This window comes from Zobellella aerophila (assembly GCF_039539325.1).
Classification (GTDB): Bacteria; Pseudomonadota; Gammaproteobacteria; order Enterobacterales; family Aeromonadaceae; genus Oceanimonas; species Oceanimonas aerophila.
The window spans coordinates 1,010,954-1,023,076 of record NZ_BAABCX010000001.1; the positions used below are offsets into that span (position 1 = coordinate 1,010,954).

Annotated in this window: 10 protein-coding genes; 2 read left to right on the forward strand and 8 right to left on the reverse strand. The window is 59.2% G+C overall.

The annotated features are described in order from the left end of the window. Nucleotides 1-60: 60 nt before the first annotated feature. Together xseA and ABD806_RS04760 are read left to right on the forward strand one after the other, a co-directional pair. Complete coding sequence (xseA, locus tag ABD806_RS04755) at nt 61-1,404, forward strand: exodeoxyribonuclease VII large subunit (RefSeq protein ID WP_344955227.1); 1,344 nt, start codon at nt 61-63, stop codon at nt 1,402-1,404. 318 nt (nt 1,405-1,722) lie between these two features. Continuing rightward, entirely contained in the window at nt 1,723-2,223 is a 501-nt protein-coding gene (locus ABD806_RS04760; protein WP_344955229.1) for an aminoacyl-tRNA deacylase, read from the forward strand. Between the two features lie 190 nt (nt 2,224-2,413). Here the strand turns inward: ABD806_RS04760 and sucD are convergent, their stop codons facing one another. From sucD to sdhC, 8 genes are all read right to left on the reverse strand, one after another. Then, nucleotides 2,414-3,286: a succinate--CoA ligase subunit alpha gene (gene sucD / locus ABD806_RS04765; protein ID WP_344955231.1), complete on the reverse strand. Its 873-nt coding sequence runs from the start codon at nt 3,284-3,286 to the stop codon at nt 2,414-2,416. A 4-nt stretch (nt 3,287-3,290) separates the two neighbouring features. Further along, nucleotides 3,291-4,457: an ADP-forming succinate--CoA ligase subunit beta gene (gene sucC / locus ABD806_RS04770; RefSeq protein WP_344955233.1), complete on the reverse strand. Its 1,167-nt coding sequence runs from the start codon at nt 4,455-4,457 to the stop codon at nt 3,291-3,293. Nucleotides 4,458-4,538: 81 nt separating this feature from the next. After that, complete coding sequence (gene odhB, locus ABD806_RS04775) at nt 4,539-5,744, reverse strand: 2-oxoglutarate dehydrogenase complex dihydrolipoyllysine-residue succinyltransferase (RefSeq protein WP_344955235.1); 1,206 nt, start codon at nt 5,742-5,744, stop codon at nt 4,539-4,541. 19 nt (nt 5,745-5,763) lie between these two features. After that, complete coding sequence (gene sucA / locus ABD806_RS04780) at nt 5,764-8,574, reverse strand: 2-oxoglutarate dehydrogenase E1 component (protein WP_344955237.1); 2,811 nt, start codon at nt 8,572-8,574, stop codon at nt 5,764-5,766. A gap of 93 nt (nt 8,575-8,667) precedes the next feature. Then, the gene (locus ABD806_RS04785; protein WP_425583086.1) at nt 8,668-9,384 is read right to left on the reverse strand and encodes a succinate dehydrogenase iron-sulfur subunit; all 717 of its coding nucleotides are present in this window, start codon (nt 9,382-9,384) and stop codon (nt 8,668-8,670) included. Between the two features lie 12 nt (nt 9,385-9,396). Further along, nucleotides 9,397-11,163 (reverse strand): succinate dehydrogenase flavoprotein subunit, encoded by a 1,767-nt coding sequence (sdhA, locus tag ABD806_RS04790; protein ID WP_344955241.1) that lies wholly within the window; start codon nt 11,161-11,163, stop codon nt 9,397-9,399. Nucleotide 11,164: 1 nt separating this feature from the next. Beyond that, nucleotides 11,165-11,509: a succinate dehydrogenase, hydrophobic membrane anchor protein gene (gene sdhD, locus ABD806_RS04795; RefSeq protein WP_344955243.1), complete on the reverse strand. Its 345-nt coding sequence runs from the start codon at nt 11,507-11,509 to the stop codon at nt 11,165-11,167. Continuing rightward, nucleotides 11,503-11,892: a succinate dehydrogenase cytochrome b556 subunit gene (gene sdhC / locus ABD806_RS04800; RefSeq protein WP_344955245.1), complete on the reverse strand. Its 390-nt coding sequence runs from the start codon at nt 11,890-11,892 to the stop codon at nt 11,503-11,505. The genes sdhD and sdhC overlap by 7 nt, the downstream gene beginning before the upstream one ends. Nucleotides 11,893-12,123: the final 231 nt, after the last annotated feature.

Here is a 12,123-nt window from a genome sequence, read left to right on the forward strand (position 1 = left end):
AGAGCAAAATATCGGGTAAAGCCAATTATTTTTATATAAAACTACTGCCAAGGGGCCATTTTGCACCAGGAAAAGTTAACAGATATCTATACGGTGACCCGCCTCAACCGCCACGCCCGCCTGCTGCTGGAAGGCGAAATGGGCGCGGTCTGGCTAACCGGCGAGATCTCCAACCTGGCCATGCCCGGCTCGGGCCACTGGTATTTCACCCTCAAGGACAGTCAGTCCCAGGTGCGCTGTGCCATGTTCAGGGGCAACAACCGCAGCGTGAAGATACGACCCAAAAACGGCGATCAGGTGCTGATCTTCGCCAAGGTCACCCTGTATGAGCCCAGGGGAGACTATCAACTGGTGGCCGAAACCATGGCGTCCGCCGGCGAGGGCCTGCTCAGGCAAGAATTCGAGGCCCTCAAGGCCCGCCTGGGAGCCGAAGGCCTGTTTGACAGCGAGCGTAAGCGTCCCCTGCCCACCCACCCCAGACGCATCGGCATTATCAGCTCCCCCACCGGGGCCGCGCTGCGAGATATTATCAGCGTGCTGGCCCGCCGGGCCCCCGGGCTCGAGGTCATCATCTATCCCAGCCAGGTACAGGGCGATGCCGCCGTGCCGCAACTGGTACAGGCGCTGGCCACCGCCAACCGTCGCCATGAATGCAGCCTGCTGATCCTGGCCCGGGGCGGCGGCTCACTGGAAGATCTCTGGTGCTTCAACGACGAACGCCTGGTCCGCGCCATCGCCGACTCCGGGCTGCCGGTGGTCAGTGCCGTGGGCCACGAAACCGATATCAGCCTGGCCGATCTGGTGGCCGATCTGCGCGCCCCTACCCCGTCGGCGGCGGCCGAACTGGTCAGCCGGGACAGCTCAGAGCAGGCACAGCAATGGCGGCAATGGCAACAACGCCTGACCCACGCAGGACGCCGCTATTTGGCTGGCCGGCAGCTGCGACTCGACCAGCTGTCGGCCCGGCTGCAGCGTCTGGATCCCCAGCAGCGGCTGCAGCAGCAGGCCCAACGGCTGGATCTGCTGGCGCAACGGCTCAACCGGGCAATGGCCCTGCGGTTGTTGCAGGCACGTCAGCACCTGGGCCAGCTGACCCTGCGTCTGCAGCACCAGAGCCCGGTCCGCCGGCTGACCGAAGAACAGGCAAGGCTCGGCCAGCTACAACGGCGGCTGGCCACGGCGATGGCCGGCCGGCTCGGTGAGGCCGGTCATCGTCTGTCCCTGGCCGGCGTCCGGCTCAACGGCGTCAGCCCCCTGGCGACCCTGTCCCGGGGCTACAGCATTACCAGCCATCAGGGTCGGGTGGTCATGGATGCACAGGCACTGACGGTCGGGAACGAAATTGAAACCCGTCTGGCCAGGGGCGTGGTCACCAGCCGGGTGATCGGGCTGACAACGGAATGACCCGGCTGGTAAGCTGTAAGCTATCGGCGTGTCGGCGTGTCGGCGTGTCGGCGGGAAGCTAATTAACCCCGTTTTACTCTTAACTACCGAGTATTCAGCCTATCGGCTCCTTTTTTATTAAGGACTACAGCCGGTCCATTTTATCCATCCGCCCGGGCCGGCGGCGCCGGTTCGGGTCCGGATGGGCTATCATTAAGGTAAGCCACCACCCGGAAGGCGGTCATTTAATAACCAACCCATTCAACTGCTACTATACTCAGTGAGCACGACAGAGGAGGCAGCATGTGACTTATGCACGCAAGCCTTCGGGAGGTAATTATGGGTATGTCGCTTGCACTGAAACACTACTTGGACAGCCAGCAGATCCCCTACGACATGGTGCACCATGCCTATTCAGAGGGCGCCGCTCAAAGTGCCATCGCCAGTCACATTCCTCTGGCCCAGATGGCAAAAGCGGTCATCCTGGAGAACGAAGGTGGTCAGCGGATGATGGCGGTGATCCCCGCAGCCGACAAGGTCGATCTGCAACGCTTTAACCAGTTGGTCCACAGCGAAGTCAGGTTGGCATCGGAGCAAGAACTGATCCGGATGTTCAAGGATTGTGATAAAGGGGCTATTCCGGCGATGGGTGAACCTTTCGCACTGGATACCCTGGTGGATGAAGCCCTGCTTGAAATGGCAGACATCTACCTGGAAAGCGGCGATCACAGAGACTTGATCCATGTCTCCGGTGATCATTTCCGTCAACTGGCCAATAACTGGCGTCACGGGGAGTTCAGCAGAAAGCCTGATCCCTGGAGCCGGGCCGAACGCATGTAGTCAAGAAAGCTATCAGCTATAAGCTGACAGCGGTAAGTAATACAAACCCGGCTGCCGAGCCGGGTTTGCTTATTTGACATCCTTACTCGTTCGAACGCTCCGTGTGGATATCAGCCAAAAACAAAGGAGCCTTTCGGCTCCTTTGTTTCTTAAAGCTTTAAGCTTATGGCTTAAAGCTGCTAGCTATGATTTACCAGCCGGTCACTTCACGCAGTGCCTTGCCGATATCGGCCAGGGAGCGCACGGTTTTCACACCCGCGTCCTGCAGCGCGGCGAATTTCTCATCCGCGGTGCCCTTGCCGCCGGAAATGATGGCGCCGGCATGGCCCATACGCTTGCCGGGAGGCGCGGTCACGCCCGCGATGTAGGAAACCACCGGCTTGGTGACGTTCGCCTTGATGTAGGCGGCCGCTTCCTCTTCGGCGCTGCCGCCGATCTCACCGATCATCACGATGGCTTCGGTTTCCGGATCCTTCTCGAACAGGGCCAGGATATCGATGAAGTTGGAGCCGGGGATGGGATCGCCACCGATGCCCACACAGCTGGACTGGCCAAAACCTTCGTCGGTGGTCTGCTTGACCGCTTCGTAGGTCAGGGTGCCGGAGCGGGAAACGATACCGACCTTGCCCTTCTTGTGGATATGGCCGGGCATGATGCCGATCTTGCACTCGTCCGGGGTGATCACGCCCGGGCAGTTAGGACCGATCATGCGCACGCCGGCTTCGTCCAGCTTCACTTTTACGTCCAGCATGTCCAGGGTAGGAATGCCTTCGGTGATGGTGACGATCAGCTGGATACCCGCATCGATCGCTTCCAGGATGGCGTCTTTGCAGAAGGCCGCCGGCACATAGATAACGGAGGCAGTAGCGCCTGTGGCTTCGACCGCTTCACGCACGGTGTTGAATACCGGCAGACCCAGGTGGGTGGAGCCGCCCTTACCGGGAGACACGCCGCCGACCATCTGGGTGCCATATGCCTGCGCCTGCTCGGAGTGGAAAGTGCCCTGGCCACCGGTAAAGCCCTGACAGATAACCTTGGTGTCTTTGTTGATCAGAATGCTCATGTTGTTATTTCCCCTGTGCGGCGTTAACGACCTGGACGGCTGCGTCGGTCAGGCTGGTCGCGGCGATGATGTTCAGGCCGGACTCGGCCAGTTTCTGGGTACCGGCTTCGGCATTGTTGCCTTCCAGACGCACGACCACGGGTACTTTCACGCCCACTTCCTTCACCGCACCGATAATGCCTTCGGCGATCATGTCACAACGTACGATGCCGCCGAAGATGTTGACCAGTACCGCCTGGACATTGTTGTCGGACAGGATGATCTTGAAGGCTTCGGTGACCCGCTCCTTGGTGGCGCCGCCGCCCACATCCAGGAAGTTGGCCGGCTTGCCGCCGTGCAGGTTAACGATGTCCATGGTGCCCATGGCCAGGCCGGCACCGTTGACCATGCAACCGATGTTGCCATCCAGGGCCACATAGTTCAGCTCCCATTTGGCCGCGTGGGCTTCACGGGCATCGTCCTGGGACGGATCGTGCATTTCACGCAGCTTGGGCTGACGGTACATGGCGTTGGAGTCGATGTTGATCTTGCCGTCCAGGCAGTGCAGGTTGCCGGCGGTGGTGATCACCAGGGGGTTGATTTCCAGCAGGGCGAAGTCATAGTCCAGGAACATCTGGCCCAGGCCCAGGAAGATCTTGGTGAACTGCTTGATCTGGTCGCCTTTCAGGCCCAGTTTGAACGCCAGTTCACGGCCCTGGTAGGCTTGCGGACCAACCAGGGGATCGATAGCGGCCTTGTGGATAAGCTCAGGGGTCTCTTCCGCCACCTTCTCGATTTCCACGCCACCTTCGGTGGACGCCATGAACACCACGCGGCGAGTACCACGATCGACGACGGCGCCCAGGTACAGCTCCTTGTCGATATCGGTGCAGGACTCAACCAGGATCTTGGCAACCGGCTGACCGTTGGCGTCTGTCTGGTAGGTCACCAGGTTCTTGCCCAGCCAGTTTTCGGCGAATTCACGGATTTCTTCTTTGGTCTTGGCCAGCTTGACGCCGCCCGCCTTGCCACGGCCACCGGCGTGAACCTGACACTTGACCACCCACATGTTACCGCCAATCTTGCTGGCCGCTTCTACCGCTTCCTGTGGATTATCACATGCGTAGCCTTCTGATACGGGCAGTCCGTATTCGGCAAACAGTTGTTTTGCCTGATATTCATGCAAATTCATGTTGCGTATTCCGTTGTTGTATTTGGGTTCAGGACATAAAAGTGGGCCGGGCTGCAAGCCCGACCTCGTTGTTATTATCGGTTATACGTCCAGCAGCAGGCGGGTCGGATCTTCCAGCAGCTCTTTGATGGAGACCAGGTAACCCACTGACTCACGGCCATCGATCAGACGGTGATCGTAAGACAGAGCCAGGTACATCATCGGCAGGATTTCAACCTTGCCGTCCACCGCCATCGGCCGATCCTGGATCTTGTGCATACCCAGGATGGCGCTTTGCGGCGGGTTGATGATAGGGGTAGACATCAACGAGCCGAATACACCACCGTTGGTGATGGTGAAGTTACCACCGGTCATGTCGTCTACGGTCAGTTTGCCGTCACGACCCTTGATAGCCAGTTCTTTGATGCTCTTTTCGATGTCGGCCAGGCTCAGGCGATCGCAATCGCGCAGTACCGGCGTCACCAGGCCACGGGGGGTGGACACGGCGATGCTGACATCGAAATAGTTGTGATACACGATGTCTTCGCCATCGATGGAGGCGTTGACTTCAGGATAACGCTTGAGCGACTCAACCACGGCCTTCACATAGAAAGACATAAAGCCCAGACGAATACCGTGACGCTTCTCGAACACATCCTGGTACTGCTTGCGCAAGCTCATGATCGGACCCATGTTGACTTCATTGAAGGTAGTCAGCATGGCGGTGGTGTTCTTGGCTTCCAGCAGACGCTCGGCCACTCGCTTGCGCAGACGGGTCATCGGCACCCGCTTCTCGGTACGCTCACCCAGGGGCACCACCGGCGCCTTGACTTCGGCGGCCTTTGCTGCGGCTGGCTTGTTGCCGCCCTTGATGAAGGCCTCCACGTCTTCCTTGGTGATCCGGCCACCCTTGCCGGAGCCGGCCAGCTTGGCCACATCGATATTGTGCTCGGCCACCAAGCGTCGTACCGCCGGGCTCAGGGCATCGCCGTCGGCATCGGCTTTCGCGTCGGCCTTGGCTTCACCATCTGCGGCGGCCGGCTTGTCCTTGGTTTCCTCACCGGCAACGGCGCCTTGCTTGAGCTTGCCGATCAGCTGACGGCCCAGCACGGTGGCGCCGGCATCTTCGATGATGGCTTCCAGGATACCGGCTTCGGGTGCCGGTACTTCCAGTACCACTTTGTCGGTTTCGATGTCGACGATCACTTCGTCGCGTTCAACCCGGTCACCCGGCTGCTTGTGCCAGGTAGCAATGGTGGCATCGGCGACAGATTCTGGAAGGTCGGGAACCTTGATTTCGATGGTCATCAATATGTCCTATGTGCGGTTATGCTTGAGTCAACGTCAGCGCGTCTTCGACCAACGCTTTTTGTTGTTGTAAGTGAACAGAGGTGTAACCCACGGCCGGTGACGCCGACGCGGCGCGCCCGGAGTAACGCAGGTTGGCCCCAACCGGAATGGCAGCCCAGAAATGATGCTGGCTGCAGTACCAAGCTCCCTGGTTTTGCGGCTCTTCCTGACACCAGACAAAGTCTTGCACATGCTGGTAGTCGGCCAGAATGGCAGCGACCTCTTCCTGCGGGAAGGGGTACAGCTGCTCAATCCGGATAATGGCCACGTCCGTTTGTTCGTTTTTACGGCGCGCTTCCAGCAGATCGTAATAGACCTTGCCGGAACACAACACCACGCGCTTGACGCCTTTGGGATCCAGGTCGTCGATCTCGCCGATGGCATTCTGGAAGGTACCGCTGGCAAGGGTTTCCAGTTCGGAAACGGCCAGCGGATGGCGCAGCAGCGACTTGGGCGTCATCACCACCAGCGGGCGGCGCATCGGACGCAATACCTGACGACGCAGCATATGGAACACCTGAGCAGGTGTGGTGGGCACGCACACCTGCATGTTGTGTTCCGCACACAGCTGCAGATAACGCTCGAGACGGGCGCTGGAGTGTTCGGGTCCCTGGCCTTCATAACCATGGGGCAGCAGCAGGGTCAGGCCGCACATCCGGCCCCATTTCTGCTCGCCGGAGCTCAGGAACTGATCGATCACCACCTGGGCACCGTTGGCAAAGTCGCCGAACTGGGCTTCCCACACGGTCAGGCCTTCCGGCTCGGCGGTGGCGTAGCCGTATTCGAAGGCCATCACCGCCTCTTCACTCAGCACCGAATCATAGACCTGGAACTGGCCCTGTTGCTCGGACAGATGGCACAGCGGGGTATAGGTGCTGGCATCATTCTGGTTGTGCAGTACCGCATGACGGTGAAAGAAGGTACCGCGGCCGGAATCCTGACCGGTGAGGCGCACTTCATACTTGTTGTCGCACAGGGTGGCGTAGGCCAGCACTTCGGCAAAGCCCCAATCCGCCAGCTTCTCGCCCTTGGCCATCAGCTTGCGATCCGCATAGATTTTCGCGACCTGACGCTGCAGGGTATGGCTCTCGGGATACTCGGTGACCCGCTCGGCCAGATCCTTCAGCTTATCGAGTTCGTAGCCGGAGTCATACGGCATGTCCCACTCGTGGCCCAGATAGGGCGACCAGTCGACCGAGTGTTTTTCCATCGGGCGCCATTCCTTGACCACGCATTCGCCGTGATCCAGGGCATCCCGGTATTCGTTGATCATGGCGGTGGCGTCTTCGGTCGACACCGTGTTCTTGGCGATCAGCAGATCCGCATAGATCTTGCGCGGCGTCGGGTGCTTCTTGATCTTCTGGTACATCAACGGCTGGGTTGCACTCGGCTCATCCGCCTCGTTGTGACCATGACGGCGGTAACAGACCAGATCGATCACCACGTCGCGGCCGAACTCGTTGCGGAAATCCAGGGCCAGCTGGGTCACCTGCACCACGGCTTCCGGATCGTCCGCATTCACGTGGAAAATCGGCGCCTGCACCATCTTGGCGATATCGGTACAGTATTCGGTGGAGCGGGTATCGCGCGGATTGGAGGTGGTAAAGCCAACCTGGTTGTTGATCACGATACGCACTGTACCGCCCACCCCGTAACCACGGGTCAGCGACATGTTGAAGGTTTCGGCGACTACCCCCTGGCCGGCAAAGGCCGAGTCACCGTGGATGGTGATCGGCAGCACCTGGCGGCCATCCGGGTTGTCGAGCCGGTCCATGCGCGCGCGTACCGAGCCGATCACCACCGGGTTGACGATTTCCAGGTGTGAAGGGTTGAAGGCCAGCGCCAGATGCACGGTGCCACCCGGTGTTTCGAAGTCGGAGCTGAAGCCCATGTGGTACTTCACGTCACCGGAACTCTGGGTCTCGTACTTGCCGGCAAAGGCGTCAAACAAGTCCTGAGGACGCTTGCCCAGCACGTTGACCAGCATATTCAGACGACCCCGGTGAGCCATGCCGATCACCACTTCACGGCCGCCCTTCTCACCGAAACGGCGGATAAGCTCTTTGGTCATGGGGATCAGGGCATCGCCCCCTTCCAGGGAGAAACGCTTGGCGCCGGGGAACTTGGCGCCCAGGTATTTTTCCATACCTTCGGCGGCGGTCAGGTTGTCCAGGAAACGCCGCTTGTCTTCGTCGCTGTACTTGGGTTCACCGACCACCGGCTCGAGCCGGCTCTGGATCCAGCGTTTTTCTTCGGTGCTGGTGATATGCATGTACTCGGCGCCAACGGAGCCACAGTAGGTTTTTTTCAGCGCGCTGACCAGCTCGCCCAGCTTCATGGTTTCCTTGCCGATAGCGTAGGAGCCCACGTTGAAGGTGGCGTCCAGATCGGCGCCGGTCAGGTTGTGAAATGCCGGGTCCAGCTCGGCGACGGTCTCACGCTTCCACAACCCGAGGGGGTCAAGGTTTGCATTCTGATGGCCACGAAAACGGTAGGCGTTGATCAGCTGCAGCACTTTAACTTGTTTGGCGTCAGTGTGGGGATCACTGACCGGGGTGGCATAGCGGGAGGTGTCTTTGGCCAGGCGGCGGAAATAATCTCTTACTTGTGAGTGGGGTTGCTCCGGAGATCCATCACTCGCCGGCAAAGCGTCGAACACGCTGCGCCACTGATCGGAAATGGACTCAGGATCAGCAAGATAGGCCTCGTACAGGTCTTCTACATAGGTCGCATTGGCACCGGCCAGGTGAGAGGATTCCAGCCAGGCTTGCATCACGCCATTGTGCATCTTTATCCCTTTAACTTCTCGACAGTAAAACTGTCATTCTGGGCGTCGAGTCAAAGCCGCCCAAGGGGCGGCTTGGTTTACAGCTTGGGCAGATTAAACGGCCCGTTTCAGCAGCATGGACTTGATATGACCAATGGCCTTGGTGGGGTTCAGGCCTTTGGGACATACGTTCACACAGTTCATGATGCCATGACAACGGAATACGCTGAAGGCGTCATCCAGTTCGGACAGGCGCGCATCGGCGGCGGTGTCACGGCTGTCCACCAACCAGCGGTAGGCGGCCAGCAAACCGGCCGGGCCGATAAACTTGTCCGGGTTCCACCAGAAGGAAGGGCAGGAGGTGGAGCAACAGGCGCACAGGATGCACTCGTACAGACCATCCAGCTTGGCGCGCTCGTCCGGTGATTGCAGATGCTCCCGCGCCGGCGGCAGCTTGTCATCGGCGATCAGGAAGGGCTTGACCTTTTCCCACTGGGTGTAGAACTGGGTCATATCGACCACCAGGTCACGCACCACAGGCAGGCCTGGCAGCGGCCGGATCACCACCTTATTGTCTTTCTTGAGCAGGTCAGACAGGGGGGTAATACAGGCCAGGCCGTTCTTGCCGTTCATGTTGAGGCCGTCGGAGCCACACACGCCTTCACGGCAGGAACGACGGAAAGCCAGGCTCGGATCCTGCTCTTTCAATGCCAGCAGGGCATCCAGCACCATCATGTCGGAACCTTCGGATACTTCCAGCCGATAGTCCTTCATATGAGGAGCGGAGTCGGTTTCTGGATTGTAGCGGTAAACAGAAATAGTAACTTGCATCATCCCCTCCCCTTAGTAGGTCCGTGCTTTCGGCGGGAAAGCTTCACGGGTTTTCGGTGACATATTGACGGCACGCTTGGTCATGGCCTCGGTTTCCGGGCTGTACAGGGAATGGCACAACCAGTTGTCGTCGTCCCGCTCCGGGAAGTCGAAGCGCGAGTGTGCGCCGCGGCTTTCGGTACGGAAGTTGGCGGCGACCGCCGTGGCGTAAGCGGTTTCCATCAGGTTGTCCAGCTCCAGACACTCGATGCGCTGGGTGTTAAAGTCGCGGCTGGTGTCATCCAGGCGGGCGGTTTTCAGGCGCTCGCGGATTTCTTTCAGCTCGGCCAGGCCTTCGGCCATGGCATCGCCTTCACGGAATACCGAGAAGTTGTTCTGCATGCAGCGCTGCAGGTCCTTGCGGATTTGTACCGGATCTTCACCGTTGCGGGTACTTTCCCAGCGGTTGTAGCGGGCCAGGGAGGCATCCAGATCGGACTCGGATGCGGCGCGGCTCTCGCCCATTTCATTCAAGGCCGTGGTCAGGTGCTTACCGACGGCGCGGCCGAATACCACTAGATCCAGCAGCGAGTTGCCACCCAGGCGGTTGGCACCGTGCACGGAAACGCAGGCGATTTCGCCGACCGCGAACAAGCCGTTGACCGGCACTTCGTTGCCGTTGGCATCCAGCTTCAGGGCCTGGCCATTCACGTTGGTGGGCACGCCCCCCATCATGTAGTGACAGGTCGGGATGACCGGGATCGGCTCTTTCACCGGGTCCACGTGGGCAAAGGTCCGCGACAGCTCACAGATACCCGGCAGGCGGGATTCCAGCACTTCCTGACCCAGGTGGTCCAGCTTCAGCTTGATATGCGGCCCCCAGGGACCATCGCAGCCGCGGCCTTCACGGATCTCGATCATCATGGAACGGGCCACGACGTCACGACCGGCCAGGTCTTTGGCGTTGGGCGCGTAACGCTCCATGAAGCGCTCGCCGTCCTTGTTCAACAGATAGCCGCCTTCACCACGACAGCCTTCGGTCACCAGCACCCCGGCGCCGGCGATGCCGGTGGGATGGAACTGCCACATTTCCATATCCTGCACCGGCACGCCGGCCCGCAGGGCCATGCCGACACCGTCACCGGTATTGATATGGGCATTGGTGGTGGACTGATAGATACGGCCGGCACCGCCGGTGGCCAGCACCACGGCTTTGGACTTGAAGTAGACAACCTCACCGGTTTCGATGTCGATGGCGGTACAACCGACCACGTCACCGTCCTGGTTTTTCACCAGGTCCAGGGCATACCACTCGGAAAACACGGTGGTCTGGTGCTTGACGTTCTGCTGGTAGAGGGTGTGCAGCAGGGCGTGACCGGTACGGTCGGAGGCGGCGGCGGTACGCGCGGCCTGCTCGCCGCCGAAGGCCTTGGACTGACCACCGAAGGGACGCTGATAGATGCGGCCGTTGTCGAAACGGGAGAAGGGCAAACCCATTTTCTCCAGCTCGAGGATGGCTTCGGGGCCGGTCTCGCACATAAATTCGATGGCGTCCTGGTCACCGATGTAATCGGAGCCCTTGACGGTGTCATACATGTGCCACTGCCAGTCATCATCGTGGGCATTGCCCAGCGCGACCGTGATCCCGCCCTGGGCGGATACGGTATGCGAACGGGTCGGGAAAACCTTGGACAACAGCGCACAGCTCTTGCCGGATTCAGCTATTTGTAAGGCGGCGCGCATGCCTGCACCGCCGGCGCCAATTACTACGGCGTCGAATTCGCGAATTGCAATAGTCACCTTATACACCCCACAGTACGACGATGCCGGTCAGCAGATAGACCAACAACAAAACCACCACCAGGAACTGGGCTACACCACGCCACAGGGCGGGCTTGACGTAGTCGGACAGCACCTGCCAGGCACCGATCCAGCCGTGCATCAGCACGCTGAACAAGGCCAGGAGGGTGAATACCTTGGTCGAGGTTTTGGCGAAAAAGCCGGTCCACACATCATAGGTGATGTCGTTGAAGGCGATGAAGCCAACCAGATAAATGGTATATAAGGTAAGAATTACAGCAGTAGCGCGGATCAACATAAAGTCGTGCACGCCGCTGCGTCCGAAGGTTGCAGAATTAGTTACCATACCAACACCCCCGCCAACAGTGACAGAAAGATGGTCACACCGAACGCTATCTTGGCACTCTGTGCACCAGACTCCAGTTCTTCACAGTAGCCCAGATCCATAATGAGGTGGCGTATGCCGCCCACTATGTGATAGGCCAATGCAGTCAGCACACCCCAGAGGATAAAACCGACGAAGAAACCGTCGAGAATATCCACAACCGCCAGGAACCCTTGCTCGGAAGAGAGCGAGTAACTGAGCAGCCAGATAAGGATGGCGAGCGCAAATAGCGTGATGACACCGGCAACCCGGTGGAGGATAGATGCGATTGCTGTGACAGGTTGGCGAATAGTCCGTAGGTCGAGGTTTACAGGTCTCTGTTTTTTAGTCACGGTCTTGCCCACTAGCTCCATGGAGCACGTTAGTTATTGTTTTAACAGTCTTGCCCGGGTATATGGAAATGTGGTGTGACACGAAAAGCATAATCAGGCACCGCGACCTGGCGGTCACTGCACCGTCATTATTTGCATCTGCGGCACGGCCACAACTGCATCCTATACCCTCGGGTGCCGAGTATAGGGAGGGGGGCAAATAAATACAACGCGGGCCCGGCATCAATTGCCAAATCTGTAAAG

Excerpts from the sequence above, each read along its gene's own strand:
- ABD806_RS04760 (WP_344955229.1), top strand. The coding sequence starts at position 1,723 with ATGGGTATGTCGCTTGCACTGAAACACTACTTGGACAGCCAGCAGATC.
- sucD (WP_344955231.1), bottom strand. The coding sequence starts at position 3,286 with ATGAGCATTCTGATCAACAAAGACACCAAGGTTATCTGTCAGGGCTTT.
- sucC (WP_344955233.1), bottom strand. The coding sequence starts at position 4,457 with ATGAATTTGCATGAATATCAGGCAAAACAACTGTTTGCCGAATACGGA.
- odhB (WP_344955235.1), bottom strand. The coding sequence starts at position 5,744 with ATGACCATCGAAATCAAGGTTCCCGACCTTCCAGAATCTGTCGCCGAT.
- sucA (WP_344955237.1), bottom strand. The coding sequence starts at position 8,574 with ATGCACAATGGCGTGATGCAAGCCTGGCTGGAATCCTCTCACCTGGCC.
- ABD806_RS04785 (WP_425583086.1), bottom strand. The coding sequence starts at position 9,384 with ATGCAAGTTACTATTTCTGTTTACCGCTACAATCCAGAAACCGACTCC.
- sdhD (WP_344955243.1), bottom strand. The coding sequence starts at position 11,509 with ATGGTAACTAATTCTGCAACCTTCGGACGCAGCGGCGTGCACGACTTT.